Source organism: Paenarthrobacter sp. AT5 (assembly GCF_032764245.1).
GTDB lineage: Bacteria > Actinomycetota > Actinomycetes > Actinomycetales > Micrococcaceae > Arthrobacter > Arthrobacter ureafaciens.
This window is the reverse complement of record NZ_CP136441.1, coordinates 1,426,695-1,444,750: the sequence shown is the minus strand read 5'-3', so window position 1 is coordinate 1,444,750 and position 18,056 is coordinate 1,426,695. Positions and strand designations below refer to the sequence as shown.

Sequence of the window (18,056 nt, the reverse complement as noted above, 5' to 3'; positions counted from 1 at the left end):
AGTGGTTTCGTTGTTGGTTTGAGGCTAGCTCCTGAAGACAGGCGCGTTGGGGTCCAACGCGGCCTGGTACTCATCGCGCATCTTGTCGCCCCCTTCGCTCTTCCAGCGCTTGACCGCGTCCTTGAGTTCGTCGATCTTTGCGCGGCCGGTGATGATATCCACCACCTTGTCGCGCAGCTGCTTGGTGATCTTGGCACCCACCTTCGCGTTGGTGTCCGAGTAGGAGCCGTTGGTGGGGTTGCGCCAGGCAAACTCGAGCAGTTTCTCTTCCTGCCGGCTGACGTACCGGGTGTCGTCGTCGAACCCGGGGTTGAAAATGACGTTCTCGGGGCTGGACATGATGTTCAACGCCGACACCAAACCGGGTGCATTGATAGCTCCTGCCTCCGTCAATGCAGGATTCCCTGAGGCATCAAGGGTGTAATCCTGGCCAAGCTCGCCGAAGTTCTTCTGCATGTACTCCACCGTGCCGAACGGCGCCGACAGGTAGTTCATCAGCGCCAGCAACTCACGGATCTTTCCCTCCTCAGCCTTCTTGAACGGGGTGAAGCCCACCGTTCCATAGCCCATGTCGTAGACGGGCTTGACCTTGCCGTCGGCACTGAACGGGATCAGGATGTCGAATTTCGCGCTCTTGTTCAGGGCGCGGTAGCTGCGGATATCGTGCGGGCCCACCAGCACCTGCGCGGCAACGCTGCCGTTGGCCACCCGCGTGCGGATGTCCGAGGCCTTGGCATCCGGGTAGAAGACACCGGCCGCGAACATCTTGGCCGTGAGCTCCACGCCCGCCATGTATTCGTCGGTTTCATACAGATGGGTCAGCGTGCGGTCTCTATTGACGGCCCAACTGTTCGGCGCACCAAACCACTCAGTGACCATGTGGAGGGCGTTAATGTAGGCAGGTTCCAGCGCGTATTTCTGTTCACCGGGACGGGTCAACTCCTTGGCCTTCTCCAGGAATTCCTCGGCGTTGGCAGCTTCGAAGCCACCCACCTGCGCCCACACGTCATGGTTGCCCGCGTAGACCTGCCCGAAGGGGGTACTAGGGATGGGAGCTCCCCAGATCTTGCCGTTCACGACGGCGGTCTTCCAGGAATCGGGCTTCAGTGCGGCAAGGTTGGGGTACTCAAGGACGGAGTCACCGGAAAGGTACGGGGTCAGGTCCTGGAACTTGGCCTCGAGCATCGGGCCAACGTTGGGGATACCCTGGTTCGGCGGAACCCACATCATGTCCGGAAGATCATTGCTGGCAAGCACCGTGGCGAACTTGGCCGGATAGCCGTCGCCAATGTCTTCGGCAATCTGAAGCTCCAGGTCGCCGCCGAGCTTGGCATTGAGCCGCTGCCAGAAGGGATTGTCCTTCAGGCCGGGGCTCATGGTTTCGAAGGTTTCCGTCAGGCCGGTGACTTTGCCTTTGAGCGGCGGCGCCTTCACGGACTGCACGGCGGTGGGCAGCTTGAAGTAGGCGGCTTGGAGGCCCTTTGCGTTACCGGCGATATCCGGAGTGACGCCGGTGAATTCCTTGTACGTGGGCAACGTGACCGACGCGGAGGCGGCGGCGCCTCCGTTGCCTGCGGCCCCGCCGCCACCGCAGGCGGACAAGCCTGCGGCGGTGACGGCCAGCCCGGCGAGGCCAAGGAAACCGCGGCGGCTGAATCCAGCCTGAGAGGTAGTGCTGGTCATGGCATAACCCTTTCTGGTTACTTGCTTCATAGCTGATATGCGTGATTGAAGTGCTTGGTGAACCCGTGTTCCCGGCGTGGCGCTAGCCCTTGACTGCGCCGGTGATCACGCCCTTGGCGAAGTGCTTTTGGAGGAACGGGTAGACCATCAGGATCGGGACAAGCGCTACCACCACCACTGCCATCTGGATGGACTGCGGTGGCGGTGAGGTGGTGATTCCCAACTGGTCCGCCGCACCGCTGCCCTGGACCACGAAATTGCGGAGCAGCAACTGGTGGGCCACTTGCTGTGGTCGTTGATGTAGAGCAAAGCGTTGAAGAACGAGTTCCAAAAGCCCACTGCGTAAAACAGCCCGACGACGGCGATCACGGCTTTGGACAGCGGCATCACGATGCGCCACAGGATTTGCCAGTCGTTGGCGCCGTCGATCCTGGCACTTTCGATGAGCTCGCCCGGGATATTCATGAAGAACGAACGCATGACCACAAAGTTGAAGGCCCCGAAAATGCCCGGAAGGATCAGCGACCACAACGAATCCAACAGGCCAAGCTGGCGGATCATCAGAAAGGACGGAATCAGGCCCGGTGCGAACAGGAGGGTCAACAGGACCGCAAGGACCACCGGACGGCCAAAAAGGACCGTGCGGCTGGTGGCGTAGGCCATGGTGATGGTCACGAACAGCGCCAGGATGGTACCCACCACGGTTACCAGCATGCTGACCCCGAGGGATTGGAGCACCATGGGGCCCTTGAAAATGGTGGCGTAGGCTTCCAAGGTTGGACGTTCGGGCCAGAGCACGAACCCGCCGGCCTTCACGAGTTGTTCGTTGTCAGCCAGGGACGTGGAGACGACCAGCAAAATGGGCGTCAGGATGGACACGCTGAAGACAACCAGGACTACCGCTTTGACCGTTTGATACAGGGCGGAAGGCTTCTCCTTCCACACGGGGCGCTTGGGGTTGTAGCTAAGCTCCCGGGGTTTCCTGGTGAAAAGTGTTGTTGCCATGGGGTTTCTCCTAATGCGGCGGGCGCAGCGCGGCAGGCGCGCGGGTCAGCGTGGCTGTCAGCGCACTCGTTGTGCGAAGATTCCGTCTTCGCCGAAGCGGTGGGCAAGTTTGTTGGCGCCATATATCAGCAGGGCGCTGACGATGCCCTTGGCCAGGCCGGCTGCCGCGCCCGAGCTCCAGCCGCCTCCCACCACGCCCGTGTAGTAGGTGAAGGTGTCGAGCACTTCCGCGGCGCCTGCCCCCACGGCGTCCCGTTGCAGGATGAACTGTTCGAATCCCACGGAAAGAATGTCGCCAATGCGAAGGATGAGCAGGAGGACGATCACGGGCCTGAGGCCGGGCAGGGTGATGTGCCACATCCTGCGCCAGCGACCCGCACCGTCGGCCGCTGCCGCTTCGTAGAGCGAGGCATCAATGCTGGCAAGTGCCGCAAGGAAGATGATCATTGCCCAGCCGGCGTCCTTCCAGATCATCTGGACCACCACCAACACCGGGAACGTCTCCGGGTTGGTCAGGAACGGGATCGGTTCCATGCCCCAGTCCCGGAGCACGTTGTTGACGAAACCTGCGCCGCCGAGCATCTGCTGGAAGAACGCGATGACCAAGACCCAGGAAAGAAAGTGCGGCAGGTAGGCGATGCTTTGGAAAATCCGGCGGACGCGGGTGCTGATCAGTGAATCCACGATCAATGCCAGTACCAGCGGCACCGGGAAGAGGAAGACCAACTGCCAGGCGGCCAGGTACAAGGTGTTCCAGAAAGCGTGGATGAAGTCCGGATTGCCGAAAAGGTCCACGAAGTTCTGCCAGCCCACCCACAGGCTGTCGCCGATGCCCAGGTAGGGCTGGTAGTCCTGGAACGCGATGACGTTGCCCAGGATCGGTATGTAGAAAAAGAGCAGGAGAAAGGCCACTCCCGGGAGCATCATGAGCAGCATCTGCTTGTCGCGCCGCAGGCGGGCCCGGAAACTCTGCTTCGGGACGTTGCTCCTCTTCCGCTTCTTCGGACCGGAGCCGCGGACTGTTACGCCCGCCGGATCCGGGACTCGGCGAGCTTCCGGCGGTGCCGGAGCCTGTTCCGTCGTCGAGTTCATGCAGTCTCCTCAAGTGCTGAGCGAAACTATCGATGTGATTCAAGCCACGCTCGTTAACCGTTTAACAAACCATAAGTGACTCGCATCTCTTTTTGCAACATCGTGATCGAAACTGCGCTTAGAAATCACTTTTCGTCACAGCGCGCGGCTGAGACAAAAAAATAGCTGGCAGCAGTGGTTGTTTTGATCGCTCAAAACAACCCTTGCTGCCAGCTGGTTGGGCTAACTAGCCCCGGACACCGAGCTTCTCGAGGATCAGCTCACGGACGCGTCCGGCATCGGCTTGCCCGCGCGTGGCCTTCATGACCCCGCCCACGATGGCGCCGATGGCCTGGATCTTGCCGCCGCGGATCTTCTCGGCGACGTCCGGCTGGGCTGCCAGGGCTGCGTCAATGGCTTCCAGGAGGGGGCCGTCGTCGGAAACCACGGCCAGGCCGCGCTTGGCGATGATCTCCACCGGCGTACCTTCTCCGGCGAGGACGCCGTCCAGTACCTGGGATGCCATTTTGTTGTTGATCTTGCCGCCCTCAACAAGCTTGTTGAGTTCAACAATCAGCTGCGGGGTGACGCCGAGTTCTGCCGGTTCCACGTCGGCAACCTTGGCGCGGCCAACAACCTCGCCCATCCACCACTTGCGGGCTACGTCGGCCGTGGCACCGGCAGCGACGGTTTCCTCGATGGAGTCCATGACCCCGGCGTTGACGACGTCGCGGAATTCGAGGTCGGAGTAGCCCCAGGCTTCCTTGAGGCGCTTCCTGCGCTCGGCCGGCGGCTCGGGGAGGGTGGCGCGAAGCTCCTCCACCCATTCACGCGAGGCAACCACGGGAACCAGGTCCGGCTCCGGGAAGTAGCGGTAGTCGTCGGCGTCGGACTTGGCCCGGCCCGACGTCGTCGAACGGGTGTCCTCGTGCCAGTGGCGCGTCTCCTGGACAACCGGCTGGCCGGAATCCAGCACCGCGGCGTGACGCTGGATTTCGTAGCGGACGGCGTGTTCTACGGCGCGCAGCGAGTTGACGTTCTTGGTCTCCGAGCGGATACCGAAGCGCTCCTGGCCGTGCGGGCGCAGGGACACGTTCGCATCGCAACGGACGTTGCCGCGTTCCATGCGGGCGTCGGACACGCCAAGGTTCTTCACGATCTCGCGGACGGCAGCCACATAGGCCTTCGCGAGTTCCGGTGCGCGGCTGCCCGCGCCCTCAATCGGCTTGGTGACGATTTCCACGAGGGGAACACCGGCGCGGTTGTAATCCACCAAGGAGTAGTCGGCGCCCTGGATGCGGCCTGCGGCGCCGCCCATGTGGGTCAGCTTTCCGGCGTCCTCTTCCATGTGGGCACGCTCGATCTCGACGCGGAAGACCGTGCCGTCCTCGAGCTCGATGTCCAGGTAGCCGTCGTAGGCAATGGGCTCGTCATACTGCGAGGTCTGGAAGTTCTTGGGCGTGTCCGGGTAGAAGTAGTTCTTCCGGGCAAAACGGCAGGACTCGGCGATCTTGCAGTTCAGGGCGAGGCCGATCTTGATGGATGACTCCACAGCCGCCTTGTTGACGACGGGAAGGACACCGGGCATGCCCAGGTCCACCTCGTTGACATTGGTGTTCGGCTCGTCGCCGAAGACGTTCGGGGCTGAGGAGAACATCTTGGTCTTGGTGTTGAGCTCAACGTGGACCTCAAACCCCAGGACGGGATCGTACTTCTCCATGGCTTCTTCGAAGCTCAGGATTGCGTCGACGGACATTAGTTGGAACCTCCGGCGGTAGATGTAACAGTGCCGAGCCCGGCTTTATTCAACAGAGGTGCCTGCGCAAGCATCGGGCCGCCCCACTTCTCTTCGAGGGCGGATTCGAGCACCGCGCCCACGCGGTAGAGGCGTGCATCCTCGCGGGCCGGAGCCAGCAGCTGGATACCAACCGGCAGACCATCTTCATCGGCCAGGCCGCCCGGCAGCGAGAGGCCCGGAATGCCGGCCAGGTTGGCAGGAATCGTAGCCACGTCGTTCAGGTACATGGCCAGCGGATCGTCGAGCTTCTCCCCCAGCTTGAACGCCGTGGTGGGCGCCGTCGGGGAGATCAGGACGTCCGCCTGGGCGAACGCAGCATCGAAGTCGCGCTGGATGAGCGTGCGGACCTTCTGCGCGGAACCGTAGTAGGCGTCGTAGTAGCCGGCGCTCAAAGCATAGGTTCCAAGGATGATGCGGCGCTTGGCTTCGTCGCCGAAACCAGCGGCGCGCGTGGCAGCCATGACACGTTCAATGGTCATGGGACCATCCTTGGGCAGTACCCGCAGGCCGTACCGGACGCCGTCGAACTTGGCCAGGTTGCTGGAGACCTCGGAGGGCATGATGAGGTAGTAGGCACCCAGGGCGTACTTCAGGTTGGGGCAGGAGACCTCGACGATTTCCGCTCCGGCTTCCTTGAGCAGCTCGAGGGATTCGTTGAAACGGTTCTCGACGCCGGCCTGGTAGCCCTCGCCGTGCAGTTCCTTGATGATGCCGATCTTCATCCCGGCAACGTTGCCCAGGCGGGCAGCCTCAACCAGGTTGGTGAACGGATCGGTCAGTGACGTGGAGTCGAAAGGATCGTGGCCGCCAATGACTTCCTGCAGGAGTGCGGAGTCCAGCACCGTACGGGACACAGGACCGATCTGGTCCAGCGACGAAGCCATCGCAATGGCCCCGTAACGGGACACGGCACCATACGTCGGCTTCATGCCCACGGTTCCGGTGACGGCACCGGGCTGGCGGATGGATCCGCCGGTATCCGTGCCCAGGGCGAGCGGCGCTTCAAAAGCAGCGACGGCGGCAGCTGACCCGCCGCCTGAACCGCCGGGGATCCGGTCCAGGTCCCACGGGTTGCGGGTGGGCCCGAACGCGGAGTGCTCCGTGGAGGAACCCATGGCGAACTCGTCAAGGTTGGTCTTGCCGAGGATCGGCATCTTCGCGGCACGGAGCTTCTTGATCACCGTGGCGTCGTAGGGGCTGTGCCAGCCCTCGAGGATCTTGGAGCCCGCCGTGGTGGGCTGGCCGATGGTGACGATCAGGTCCTTCACCGCGATCGGCACACCGGCGAGTGCGTGCAGGTCCTCGCCGGCTGCACGGGCGGCGTCCACCTCGGCAGCGACGGCCAGGGCCTCTTCGGCGTTGACGTGCAGGAAGGCGTTGACCTGGCCGTCGACGTCCGCGATCCGGTCCAGGTGCGCCTGGGTGACCTCGACGGCGGAGACGTCGCCTGCGCCCAGCTTGGCGGCGAGGTCGGCAGCTGAGTGGCGAATGAGTTCGTTGTTCTGTTCAGTCATCGTGTTAGTCCTCATCCAGGATTGCCGGGACCTTGAAGCGGTTCTCGGCCGCATCCGGGGCTCCGGACAGCGCCTGGTCCGCCGTGAAGGTGTGGCCAACAACGTCCTCGCGGAACACGTTGGTCAACGGAATAGGGTGGGACGTGGCCGGTACATCATCCCCGGCGGCTTCACTCACGGACTTCACCGCGTCCACGATGACGGCCAGTTCGCCCGCCATCCTGTCCAGTTCTTCGTCACTCATCTCAATGTGAGCCAGACGCGCAAGATGCGCGACGTCGTCACGGTTGATCGCAGCCATGGATCTCCCCTGCAAAGTTCAAATGGTTTTCCGAACCAGTCTACTTGGCTTGGCTGCACGGACGTGCGACGGTCAGCCGATGCCGATGGCTCCGGTCAGCATGCCCACGGCGAGCATGACGAGCGAGATGACGGCGGTGCGCCACAGGACCTTCTTGTGGTGGTCGCCGAGGTCCACCTTGGCCAGGGAGACCAGCAGGAGGATTGCCGGAACCAGCGGGCTCTGCAGGTGGAACGGCTGGCCGGTGATGGAGGCCCGGGCCATGTCGACGGCATCGACGCCGTAGTGTGCCGCGGTTTCGCTGAGGACCGGGAGGACACCGAAGTAGAAGGCATCGTTGCTCATGAAGAACGTCATGGGAATGCTGAGCACGCCGGTGATGACGGCCATGAAGGGGCCCATTTCCGAGGGAATGATCTGAACGAGCCACTCGGACATCGCCTTGACCATGCCCGTGCCGTTGAGGACGCCGGTGAGGACTGCGGCTGCCATGACCATGCTGACCACTGCCACGATCGAGGGTGCGTGGGCGATCAGCTGTGCGCCTTGGTCCTTGACCTTGGGGAAGTTCACCAGCAGGGCGATTGCGGAACCGACCATGAAGACGAACGGCAGCGGGACGATGTTGGCAACCAGGGTGACCATGACGGCGACCGTCAGGCCGAGGTTGAACCAGAACAGCTTGGGACGAAGCGTTGAGCGGTTGGGGTCCAGTGCCGTATCCGCCATGGCGGTGTCATGCTCGTCCACCAATTCTTCGGCGCGTTCGAGGACTGCGACGCCGGTGCCTCCCCCGGTGCCCGGCTTGCCGGCGCCTGTGGCTGTGCCGGTACGGCCAAAGCGGGGTCCGCCGTTGCGCGAACCGCCGGCGACAGAACCGCCGCGGCCCTTGCCGCCGTCGAACGCGTCCGAACCGCCGGCGACGTCACCCCAGATTTCCGGAGCGGTGGCGCGGAGGCGGTTGCGTTCCTGCAGGCCGAGCAGCCAGGCGAAGACCAGGACAACGATGAGGCCGACGATCAACGACGGGACCATGGGAACGAAGACGTCGTTGACGTCCAGGTGCAGTGCGGTGGCGGCGCGGGCGGTGGGGCCGCCCCACGGCAGGATGTTCATGGTGCCGTTGGCGAGGCCTGCCACGCAGGTGAGGACCACGGGGCTCATCTTGAGCCGCAGGTAGACAGGCAGCATCGCGGCCGTCGTGAGGATGAAGGTGGTGGAGCCGTCGCCGTCAAGGGAAACCGCCGCAGCGAGGATCGCGGTGCCGAGGACCACCTTGGCGGGGTCGTTGCCGAGCTTGCGGAGGATGAACTTCACCAGCGGATCGAAGAGCCCGACGTCGATCATCAAGCCGAAGTAGATGATCGCGAACATGAGGAGCGCGGCCGTGGACGTCATGGACTTCATCGAATCCATGACCATGGGCCCGATTCCCAGCCCGGCGCCGGCGAAAAGTCCGAAAACGGTGGGGACGATGATCAACGCCAGGACTGGCGTCAGTTTTTTGGTCATGATCAGGACCATGAATACCGCAATCATTGCGAATCCAAGCAAAACCAGCACGGCCGGCTCCTTACTACTGTGAATGGCACACTTCGGTGTGATGCGCACTACAAACCTAGGGTGGTCCCGGTCACGTGCAGGGGTTTGTGGGAATTGATGGAAGTACTGCTCGTTGCGCACGTTTTGCGCATTGTGCTCAATGCTTCAATGGAGATGACGGAAAGGAGCGAAGGTGCGCAGCAGCAATGTCAGCATGCGGTTTTCCACCCAGACGCTCCTTCTCCAACTCGGCGTCGTGCTTCTGGTGGTGCTGCTCAGCGGCGCCGTTCACGCCTGGCTCGTCTATGACCGGATTGGCACTGAAGCCGAGAACCAAGCCCTTACGCTCGCCCGGACCGTCGCCGCCGACCCCGATGTACGGGCCGACGTCCAGGACATCAGCAAGGAGGAAGGCACCCCTCCCCCGCCGGTCCTTCTGCAGGGACCGCTCCAAGCCGCAGCCGAAGCGGCCCGGGTCCGTACCGGCGCCCTGTTTGTGGTGATCACCGACGAGACCGGCCTGCGACTGGCCCACCCTGAACCCGCCCGCCTTGGCGAACGGGTCAGCACGGATCCTTCCGTTGCCCTGGGCGGTGAAGAAATCACCACCCGCAACACCGGCACGTTGGGCCCCTCCGCAGGTGCGAAAGTTCCCGTCTATGCCCCCGGCCCCGCGGACCGGACCGGCACGATCGTGGGCGAAGTCAGCGTGGGGTACTCAGTGGAGTCACTGACCAGGAGCCTTGCCCGGGACATCGTGCCGATCGCCCTGACCGCCGGCGGCGCCCTGCTGGCCGGAGTCCTGGCATCGTTCCTGCTCCGCCACCGCCTGCAGCGCCTGACGTTGGGGCTGGAACCAGAGGAAATCAGCACCCTGGTCCACGATCAGGTGGCCGTGTTGCAGGGCGTGGACGACGGCGTGATCGGCATCGCTGCCGACGGTCGGATTTCGGTCTTCAATGCTGCCGCATCGCGGCTCCTCGACCTTCCGGACATCACCGGCCAGGACTGGGCATCCGCCAACGTTCCCGGCCAGCTCAAGCAACTCACCCGCCCTGCGGCCCAAGACGCCGAGGCCGTCGAGGTTGTGGCCGGTGGACGCGTCCTCGTGGCGAGTGCCCGCAAAGCCTGGCACCGCAAGGAGGACCTCGGTTGGGTGGTCATGCTGCGCGACCGCACCGAACTGCAGCAGCTCACCCGGCAGTTGGACGCGGTCGGAACCATGTCCACGGCCCTGCGCGCCCAACGCCACGAGTTCGCCAACCAGCTCCACACGATTGCCGGCTTCATGAGCATCGGCCAGCACGAACAGGCCAAGACATACCTGGAACGGCTCTCAGCCACGGGACCGCTGAAGTTCCCTGTGGAACAGGCGGAGCTGCTCCAGGATCCCTACCTGCAGGCATTCATCGGCGCCAAGAGCGTGGAAGCCTCCGAACGGGGCGTCAGCCTGCGCATCGGTCCGGAAACCCTGGTACGCGGCCACGTCGTGGATCCCCAGGACGTCACCACAGTGCTCGGCAACCTCATCGACAACGCCGTGAGTGCCGCCGTCGGGGGTTCCGCAGCCGAACGGTGGGTGGAAGTGGAACTGTTGGACGACGCCGGCCACGGCGGGACCTTGCACATAGTGGTGGCAGACTCGGGAGATGGTTTGGCAGGTGCCGGACCCGAGGAGGTCTTCGCGGAAGGATTCACGACGGCGGCGCAACCGTCCGCCGCGGCAGCCGGACAAGGCTTCGGGCTGGCGTTGGTCAGGAACCTGGCGCGTCGCCGGGGCGGCGAGGTCAGGGTTCTGGAGAGCGGCACGCCCGGCGGACCCGGGGCGGTCTTCATGGCCACCGTTCCGGGCGTCATGGGCGGCACGGGTGTGCGGGACGACGACATGGATGCACCGGAAACCGGGACGGGGCCAACGGCGAGGAAGGACAGCATTGGCTGAGGACTTGAGAGTGTTGATCGTGGACGACGACTTCCACGTAGCCAGGCTGCACGCGGCCTACGTCGATTCCGTGGCGGGATTCATGGCGTTGGCGCCCGTGGGCTCAGTGTCCCAGGCGTTGCAGGCGATCCACAGCCTGCGCCCGGACCTCGTGTTGCTGGACGTCTATCTGCCCGACGGTTCAGGGCTTGACCTGCTGGGCCAGCTCGACGTCGATGCCGTGATGCTGACGGCGGCCTCGGATGCGCAATCCATCCGCGTGGCTCTGCGCCGCGGTGCCCTCGGTTACATGCTCAAACCCTTCACCGCGGAATCCCTGTCCCAGCAGCTACGCTCCTACGCCCGGTACCGCCGCATCCTGGGGCAACAAACCAGCGTTGACCAGGCAAGCATCGAGCGGGCCAAGCGTGCCCTGATCCCCGGCGACGTCACGCCGTCGGCCAAACCCCGTTCGGCTACCGAGGCGGCAGTCCTGGAGTCCTTGGTGCCTGGCGAGCAGTATTCGGCGGCCGAAGTCGCAGACCGCGTGGGCGTGTCCCGGGCCACGGCGCAAAGGTACCTGTCCTCGCTCGCGGACGATGGCGCCGTCGAAATCCAACTGCGCTACGGGACCACGGGCCGCCCGGAACACCGCTACGGCATCCCGGGCTGACCCATCTGAGTCGCAATTGTGCGCGTTTTGAGCACGCTAAACGCGCTTAACTGCGACCAAGTTGGGTGCGCTACGCGGACTTCTGTGCCACCAGTTCGATCTCCACCAGCATCTGCGGATCAAGGAACGGCAGAACGTGCACCAGGGAAAGTGTGGGCCGGATTTCGCCGAAAACTTCACCGTGTGCGCGGCCGGCGTCTTCCCACTTGCTGATGTCCGTCAGGTAGAGCTTGGACTGGACAACGTCCGCGTAGGAGAAGCCGGCTTCTTCCAGGACGGCGCCGAGCTTCTCGAGGATGTACTTGGTCTGCGAGTAGAAGTCATCGCCCACAATCGCTTGTTTGCCATCAACGGGTCCGCTGGCCGCCGTCGCCGAAATGTAAAGGGTGTTGTCCACCTGGACCGCACGGGAATACCCAAGGGTCTGTTCCCACACCGAGCCTGAACCGTATGTCTTGCGCATGCCGCGCCTTCCTGTTCATCTCCCGGCCTGTTGCCGGAATTTCCGAGGAAAACTCTAGGACCGGGAGAGCTCAAGCCTGTAAACGAACAGCTTTATGTCGGTGCCGGGAACGAACCAGTCCCGTTCGGGGACCCTGTCAAAACCGGTCCGGTTGTAGAGGGCATTGGCACTCTCCCACGTGGCGCCGGTGGTGAGGCACACGGCATTGATGCCGTCGCTCGCCTTGGCCTGCTCGACGACGGCACTCACCAAAGCAGTGCCCGTGCCGGAGCGCTGCACCGCCGGATCCACCACGAGGGTCCGCAGCTCCAGCTCGCCGTCCAAGCCAATATCGGAGAAGCCGCCTCCGGCGGGAGCCGCGGTCACTGAGCCGATGATGGTCCCGTCGCGTTCGGCCACCAGCACGTCCGCATGCTGCGCCCGACCGGCAACATTCTTAAGCTGCTGCAGGTATGGGTGATCCGCGCTGCCGTAGTACCCCGCGGTGACGTACGAATCCTGAGTTATGCGGGCAACGGCGTCGTAGTCTTCGGGTACGGCTGGACGGACAGTAATCGGCGAAAGCACCTGTCAATAGTAGTTGTAACCGGGCGTTGCATTCGGCGAAACAGCGCTTTCCGTGACAGAACTATCACTCCTGTGTGTGTCACCCGGTATCGCGGGATTGAGTCGGATTGCGCGCCATGAAGCCCGGTTTCGCACCGTTGCGGCCTTGTTTCGGAAGGCTGGCGCCCCGAGCCGCTGCCATGTTGAAGTGGGCAAACCTGACCATGCCACCCCAAAACCAAAGGATTCGACCATGCCCACACCACCGCGTCAGCTGCACCTCAACGCGTTCCTCATGAGCACCGGCCACCACGAGGCCTCCTGGCGGCTCCCGGAAAGCGACCCCTTGGCCTCCACCAGGATCGGGCATTACCAAAACCTGGCCCGCACCGCCGAACGCGGAAAGCTGGACTCGATTTTCTTCGCCGACTCCCCCGTGCTCTTCGGCGAGGTGGGGCGCCGCCCTGCCGGCAAGCTGGAACCCACCGTCCTGCTCACCGCCATCGCAGGAGCGACACAGAAGATCGGCCTGATCGCCACCGCCTCCACCACCTACAACGAGCCCTTCAACCTTGCACGCCGTTTCGCTTCGGTGGACTGGGTCAGCGGCGGGCGGGCCGGGTGGAACGTTGTCACGACGGCGGGACCGGACGCGGCGCGCAACTTCGGCGTCGACGACCAGCCGGCCCACGCCGTCCGCTATGAGCGCGCCGCCGAGTTCATCGACGTGGCCCAAAAACTCTGGGACAGCTGGGAGGACGACGCCGTGCCCGCGGACAAGGCCGCCGGCGTCTGGGGCGACTCCACCAGGATCCGGGCAATAGAACACGAAGGCAAGCACTTCCGGGTCCGCGGCCCGCTCAATGTCCCTCGTTCTCCGCAGGGCCACCCGCTGATCGTCCAGGCCGGCTCCTCCGATAACGGCAAGAAGCTCGCAGCCCACTACGCCGAAGCCGTGTTCACCGCCCACCAAACACTGGCAGACGGGCAAGCCTTCTATGCAGACCTCAAAGCACGGACCGTGGCGGCGGGCCGTGATCGTGACAGCATCAAGATCCTCCCGGGCATCGTTCCCGTGATCGGGTCCACCGAGGCCGAGGCCCTCCGGCTCGAGCGCGAACTCGATGAACTGATCAAACCCGAATACGCCCGCGAACAGCTGGCCAAGACCCTCCGGCTCGCACCCGAAGACCTGCCATTGGACCGCCAACTCCCGGCCGATCTTCCATCGGAGGACGACATCGAGGGCGCCAAGAGCCGCTACACCCTGATCGTGGAATTGGCGCGGCGCGAGCATCTCACCGTCCGGCAGCTCATCGGTCGTTTGGGCGGCGGGCGCGGGCACCGGACATTCTCCGGCACCCCCGAACAAGTGGCGGACGCCATTCAGGACTGGTTCGACGCGGGAGCAGCGGACGGCTTCAACATCATGCCCCCGGTGCTTCCATCAGGTTTGGAAGTGTTCGTGGACCAGGTGGTGCCGATCCTTCAGCGGCGTGGACTGTTCCGTACCGAATACACGGCTTCCACCTTGCGGGGACACTATGGCCTGGAGCGGCCGGTCAACCGCTTCGCGGGCGCACCCGCACGGGAGCTAACCTCGATCGGATCCGGCTTCTAGCGGTAGTTGGCGATGGCCAGTGCGCGGATCATGGGAGCCCTACAGAGGGAACTTTCCGGAGAGCTCCAGCGTGGCCGCGCACGTCCAGGCCGCCAACCGGTCTTCGGTGCTTGGGCCGCCGTCGAGCGGGCTTGTCAGCTTTGGCCTGCGGACCCAGCAACCGGCCTCCTCGGCTATCAAGGCCCCGGCGGCGTAATCGTGTTCGTTGAGGCCCCGCTCGCCAAAGGCGTCCACGGTGCCGTCGGCGACGAAGCACAAGTCCAGTGCTGCCGAACCCAACCGCCGCACATCAGCGAAGCCCTCCATGAGCTCACCCAGCCCGTCCACCTGGCTGGCGCGGGTGGAGGGGTCATAGCTGAAGCCCGTTGCCAGGATCAGCCCTTTCCTCCCCGGGACCGGGCCCGTCAGCTGCGTTGATGTCCCGGCAACCTCAACCCATGCGCCGTGCCCGCGGGCCGCCGAGTAGACGCGGCCCAGCGCCGGCGCGTGGACCACGCCGGCAAGCCACACGCCGTCGGCATCTGCCACGGCAACGGACGTGGCGTAGTAAACAATGTTGCGGATGAAGTTGGTGGTGCCGTCCAGCGGATCGATGGACCAGCGATAGCCGGACGCCTGCTCCGGCCGGGTGGTTCCTTGTTCCTCGCCCGTGATCGTGTCGTGTGGCCGTGCCTGGGCGATGGCCCGGCTGACGGCGTTCTCCGCTGCGAGATCGAACTCCGTTACCCAGTCCCCGGCTTCGCCCTTGTTACTCATTCCGAGGCCGTCACCACCGCTTCCGGTGACCGAACGTTGGGCAAGCACTGAGGCTCCCGCTGCGGCCGCCGTTTTGGCGACCTCCAGCAATTCCAGGACGTCGGCGGGCGAATGCCCGGCGCTCATTCGGATTCCCCTTCCCGCGCGGCAGCTTCATCGACGTTCTCCTGGCCTTCAGACGTGGCGGGCTGACCTTCCGGCGCAGCTGGCCCATTGGCCAGGAGCTCACGGAATCCGTCCTCATCCAACACCGGGATCCCGAGCTGTTCCGCTTTGTCCAGCTTGGTACCAGCGCTTTCCCCGGCCACCAGATAGCTGGTGTTCTTCGATACCGAGCCTGCCGCCTTGCCACCACGGATGATGATGGCTTCCTTGGCCTCATCCCGGCTGAAGTTCGGCAGGGTTCCCGTGACCACCACGGTCAGTCCTTCAAGCGTGCGCGGAGTAGCCGTATCCCGGTCATCCTCCATCCGAACGCCGGCGGCAGCCCACCTGTCCACGATCTCGTTGTGCCAGTCAACCGCGAACCATTCCTTAAGGGCAGCCGCAATGGTCGGTCCGACGCCGTCCACATGGGCCAGTTGTTCCTCGGTCGCATTCCGAATGGCATCCATGCTTCCGAAGTTGGTTGCCAGTGCCCGCGAGGCGGTGGGACCGACGTGGCGGATGGACAACGCTACAAGCACCCGCCACAGGGGCTGCTTCTTGGCTTTCTCCAGCTCCGTGAAAAGCTTCTCCGTGGTGGCAGTGGGCTTTGACGGCGTCTTGGCCGTGGCTTTCGTATAGAAGTAGGGAACGAGTTCGTACTGGCCTGTGCCGACGCCCTTGGATTTCTTCTCGCGGCGGATCATCACGTTTGCCAGATCTTCGCGGGTCAAGTCAAACAGCGCGGCCTCGCTGGTCAGCGGGGGAATCTCCGGTTCTGCGGGCTGGGTCAAAGCGATAGCCGCTTCCCAGCCGAGGGCCTCGATATCGAAGGCGCCACGGCTGGCCACGTGGAAGACCCGCTCACGCAACTGGGAAGGGCAGGACTTTCCATTGGGGCAGCGGATGTCCACGTCGCCCTCCTTGGAAGGCGCGAGCGGAGTGCCGCAGGAAGGGCATTCGGTGGGCATGACGAATTCGCGGACGGGCGGATCCTGCTTATCGCGGAGCGCCAGTACCGGACCGACAATTTCGGGGATGACGTCACCGGCTTTGCGAAGAATCACGATGTCGCCGATCATCACGCCTTTGGCTTTGACGACGTCCTGGTTGTGCAGCGTAGCCATGCCCACGGTGGAGCCGGACACCTTGACGGGCTCCATCAACCCGAACGGAGTGACACGTCCGGTCCGGCCGACGTTGACCATGATGTCCAGCAGTTTGGTGTGGACCTCTTCCGGCGGGTACTTGTACGCGGCGGCCCACCTCGGCACGCGGGAGGTGTAGCCGAGTGCGCGTTGGGTGGCGAAGTCATCGATCTTCACCACGATGCCGTCGATCTCGTGCAGGAGGCCGTGGCGGTGTTCGCCGTAGTGGGCAATGAATTCCAGGACGCCGTCGTAAGAGTCCAGGACCTTCGAGTAGGGACTGACCGGGAGTCCCCATTCGCCCAGGAGCTTGTAGGTCTCCGACTGGCTGGCCGCATCCAGCCCTTCACGCGCCCCGATGCCGTGGACGAACATGCTGAGGGGACGCTTGGCGGTCTCCGCCGGATCTTTTTGCCGGAGCGAACCCGCGGCGGCGTTGCGGGGGTTGGCCAGCGGCGCCTTGCCCGCTGCCACCAACGAGTCGTTGAATTCCGCGAAAGCCTTGGACGGAATGAAGACCTCGCCGCGGATCTCAACTTCGGACGGATAGCCCGAGCCGCTGAGCTGCCGCGGGATCTCCTTGATGGTCAGGACGTTATGGGTGATGTCCTCACCCGTGGTGCCATCGCCGCGGGTAGCAGCGCGCACCAGCTTGCCGTCCCGGTAAAGCAGGTTCACGGCCAGGCCATCGATCTTCAACTCGGTCAACCACGAGATCGGCGGGACCCTGTCCCCGAGCTTGGCCACCGACGCCTCGACCTTCCGCACCCAGGCCTCCAGCTCGTCGAGCGAGAACACGTCATCGAGGCTGTACATCCGTTGGAGGTGCTCGACGGCGGCAAAAGCCGCGGAGACCTCACCGCCCACTTCCTGGGTGGGTGAATCATTCGCGACGAGCTCCGGATGGAGGGCTTCCAATTCCTCCAGGCGCCGGTACAGGAGGTCATATTCAGCGTCGGAAACAGTGGGAGCGTCTTCTTGGTAATACGCGTACCGGTACTTCCGGACCAGGTCAACCAGTTCCTGGTACTCTTCCCGGAGGTTTTCCGACGGCGGCGCACCCTCCTCTACGGCGACGGCGGCTGTGGCCATGGATGTGGTGCTGACCCGATCTGGATTCTCTGGTGTGCTCACAGGTCTATCTTGCTATACACCCCGGACATTATGTGGCGGGCCGCTCAGTGCGACGACAGGCGGTTCTTGCTCCACAGCGCGAACGCAAGGCCGCCCAAACCAACAAGCAGTACCCCGCCCAGGATGCCGAAAAGCCCCAGCATGTTGGGCCCGGAGAAGTTGCCCGTGGCCAGGACTGCGGCCTGGGTTTCTTTGCCCTGATCGATCGGTGTGTCCCAATTGGAGGACTTCGAGGGACTCGGCGAGGCAGACCGCGTCGCACTCGCCGTGGCGGTGGCTGTAGCGGTGGGTGCCGCCGTCGGAGTTTCCGACGGCGTTTCGGCCACCTCAGGCTCTAGAGTCGCCGGGGCTTGGACTACGGCGGGCTGCGGCGCTTGGACGGCCGGCGCGGGAGCTGCCGGAGCCGGAGCAGGCGCGGGTTGCTTCCGGTCGTGGACGCGGGTTGGTTCAGGCGCGGGCTTCACGTCACGGTCCGGCGCCGGCTTGGTATTCGTTACTTCAGGTGCGAGGACTTGTTCGGTGGGAGTCGGATCTCCCGGGGCTTCCACGGAGGGACAACTTCCCGCCGTCTCCGGGATGCAGGGCGCTGCGTGGGCAGTGCCCTGCGGTGCCAGCCATACGGCGGCGGCGAGCAGTACGCCCGCCACAACGGCAGGGACGCGGCGCCGACTGGAGGCGGGCACGGCGGCAGGGAGAACGGTGGGTTGCATGGGGCATGACCTCGCTGGGGGCGTTG

General features: G+C 64.1%; 14 protein-coding genes and 1 pseudogene. 3 read left to right on the top strand and 12 right to left on the bottom strand.

Annotated elements, in window-relative coordinates:
• Window positions 1-24: 24 nt before the first annotated feature.
• The 7 genes and pseudogenes from RI444_RS06560 to RI444_RS06530 form a co-directional block, all read right to left on the bottom strand.
• A complete protein-coding gene (locus tag RI444_RS06560; RefSeq protein ID WP_207604939.1) occupies window positions 25-1,683 on the bottom strand; it encodes a sugar ABC transporter substrate-binding protein in 1,659 nt (552 codons plus the stop codon).
• A gap of 82 nt (window positions 1,684-1,765) precedes the next feature.
• Window positions 1,766-2,688, bottom strand: a pseudogene (locus tag RI444_RS06555) (carbohydrate ABC transporter permease).
• Between the two features lie 57 nt (window positions 2,689-2,745).
• Window positions 2,746-3,780, bottom strand: a complete 1,035-nt coding sequence (locus tag RI444_RS06550; protein ID WP_021471372.1) for an ABC transporter permease — start codon at window positions 3,778-3,780, stop codon at window positions 2,746-2,748.
• Between the two features lie 226 nt (window positions 3,781-4,006).
• On the bottom strand, window positions 4,007-5,515 hold the full coding sequence (gene gatB, locus RI444_RS06545; RefSeq protein ID WP_207604940.1) for an Asp-tRNA(Asn)/Glu-tRNA(Gln) amidotransferase subunit GatB: 1,509 nt from the start codon (window positions 5,513-5,515) through the stop codon (window positions 4,007-4,009).
• Window positions 5,515-7,071 (bottom strand): Asp-tRNA(Asn)/Glu-tRNA(Gln) amidotransferase subunit GatA, encoded by a 1,557-nt coding sequence (gene gatA, locus RI444_RS06540; protein WP_062095855.1) that lies wholly within the window; start codon window positions 7,069-7,071, stop codon window positions 5,515-5,517. Before gatA ends, gatB begins: the two co-directional genes overlap by 1 nt.
• Window positions 7,072-7,075: 4 nt before the next feature.
• Window positions 7,076-7,372 carry an Asp-tRNA(Asn)/Glu-tRNA(Gln) amidotransferase subunit GatC gene (gene gatC, locus RI444_RS06535; protein WP_021471375.1) on the bottom strand — a complete coding sequence of 99 codons (297 nt, stop codon included), beginning with the start codon at window positions 7,370-7,372 and terminating at the stop codon, window positions 7,076-7,078.
• Between the two features lie 72 nt (window positions 7,373-7,444).
• The gene (locus RI444_RS06530) at window positions 7,445-8,935 is read right to left on the bottom strand and encodes a CitMHS family transporter (RefSeq protein ID WP_021471376.1); all 1,491 of its coding nucleotides are present in this window, start codon (window positions 8,933-8,935) and stop codon (window positions 7,445-7,447) included.
• 193 nt (window positions 8,936-9,128) lie between these two features.
• On the opposite strand from RI444_RS06530, the gene RI444_RS06525 reads away from it, so the two are divergent.
• Together RI444_RS06525 and RI444_RS06520 are read left to right on the top strand one after the other, a co-directional pair.
• Entirely contained in the window at window positions 9,129-10,856 is a 1,728-nt protein-coding gene (locus RI444_RS06525) for a sensor histidine kinase (protein ID WP_069696422.1), read from the top strand.
• A complete protein-coding gene (locus tag RI444_RS06520; RefSeq protein WP_031216188.1) occupies window positions 10,849-11,508 on the top strand; it encodes a response regulator in 660 nt (219 codons plus the stop codon). Before RI444_RS06525 ends, RI444_RS06520 begins: the two co-directional genes overlap by 8 nt.
• Before the next feature lie 70 nt (window positions 11,509-11,578).
• Here RI444_RS06520 and RI444_RS06515 read toward each other — a convergent pair whose 3' ends face one another.
• Window positions 11,579-11,971 (bottom strand): RidA family protein, encoded by a 393-nt coding sequence (locus tag RI444_RS06515; RefSeq protein WP_062095848.1) that lies wholly within the window; start codon window positions 11,969-11,971, stop codon window positions 11,579-11,581.
• Between the two features lie 54 nt (window positions 11,972-12,025).
• Window positions 12,026-12,538, bottom strand: coding sequence for a GNAT family N-acetyltransferase (locus tag RI444_RS06510; RefSeq protein ID WP_021471380.1), 513 nt, complete (start codon window positions 12,536-12,538; stop codon window positions 12,026-12,028).
• Window positions 12,539-12,770: 232 nt separating this feature from the next.
• Here RI444_RS06510 and RI444_RS06505 point away from each other — a divergent pair, with 232 nt between their 5' ends.
• A complete protein-coding gene (locus RI444_RS06505) occupies window positions 12,771-14,138 on the top strand; it encodes an LLM class flavin-dependent oxidoreductase (protein ID WP_207604941.1) in 1,368 nt (455 codons plus the stop codon).
• Window positions 14,139-14,177: 39 nt separating this feature from the next.
• Here RI444_RS06505 and RI444_RS06500 read toward each other — a convergent pair whose 3' ends face one another.
• From RI444_RS06500 to RI444_RS06490, 3 genes are read right to left on the bottom strand one after another with little or no spacing between them, the layout of a single operon-like run.
• Window positions 14,178-15,020 (bottom strand): inositol monophosphatase family protein, encoded by an 843-nt coding sequence (locus tag RI444_RS06500; RefSeq protein WP_207604942.1) that lies wholly within the window; start codon window positions 15,018-15,020, stop codon window positions 14,178-14,180.
• Window positions 15,017-17,320, bottom strand: a complete 2,304-nt coding sequence (ligA, locus tag RI444_RS06495) for an NAD-dependent DNA ligase LigA (protein ID WP_031216190.1) — start codon at window positions 17,318-17,320, stop codon at window positions 15,017-15,019. The genes RI444_RS06500 and ligA overlap by 4 nt, the downstream gene beginning before the upstream one ends.
• Before the next feature lie 44 nt (window positions 17,321-17,364).
• The gene (locus RI444_RS06490) at window positions 17,365-18,030 is read right to left on the bottom strand and encodes a hypothetical protein (protein ID WP_021471384.1); all 666 of its coding nucleotides are present in this window, start codon (window positions 18,028-18,030) and stop codon (window positions 17,365-17,367) included.
• Window positions 18,031-18,056: the final 26 nt, after the last annotated feature.

Coding starts and splice junctions, on each gene's coding strand:
- RI444_RS06560 (WP_207604939.1), bottom strand. CDS start 1,683: ATGACCAGCACTACCTCTCAGGCTGGATTCAGCCGCCGCGGTTTCCTT.
- RI444_RS06550 (WP_021471372.1), bottom strand. CDS start 3,780: ATGAACTCGACGACGGAACAGGCTCCGGCACCGCCGGAAGCTCGCCGA.
- gatB (WP_207604940.1), bottom strand. CDS start 5,515: ATGTCCGTCGACGCAATCCTGAGCTTCGAAGAAGCCATGGAGAAGTAC.
- gatA (WP_062095855.1), bottom strand. CDS start 7,071: ATGACTGAACAGAACAACGAACTCATTCGCCACTCAGCTGCCGACCTC.
- gatC (WP_021471375.1), bottom strand. CDS start 7,372: ATGGCTGCGATCAACCGTGACGACGTCGCGCATCTTGCGCGTCTGGCT.
- RI444_RS06525 (WP_069696422.1), top strand. CDS start 9,129: ATGCGGTTTTCCACCCAGACGCTCCTTCTCCAACTCGGCGTCGTGCTT.
- RI444_RS06515 (WP_062095848.1), bottom strand. CDS start 11,971: ATGCGCAAGACATACGGTTCAGGCTCGGTGTGGGAACAGACCCTTGGG.
- RI444_RS06505 (WP_207604941.1), top strand. CDS start 12,771: ATGCCCACACCACCGCGTCAGCTGCACCTCAACGCGTTCCTCATGAGC.
- RI444_RS06500 (WP_207604942.1), bottom strand. CDS start 15,020: ATGAGCGCCGGGCATTCGCCCGCCGACGTCCTGGAATTGCTGGAGGTC.
- RI444_RS06490 (WP_021471384.1), bottom strand. CDS start 18,030: ATGCAACCCACCGTTCTCCCTGCCGCCGTGCCCGCCTCCAGTCGGCGC.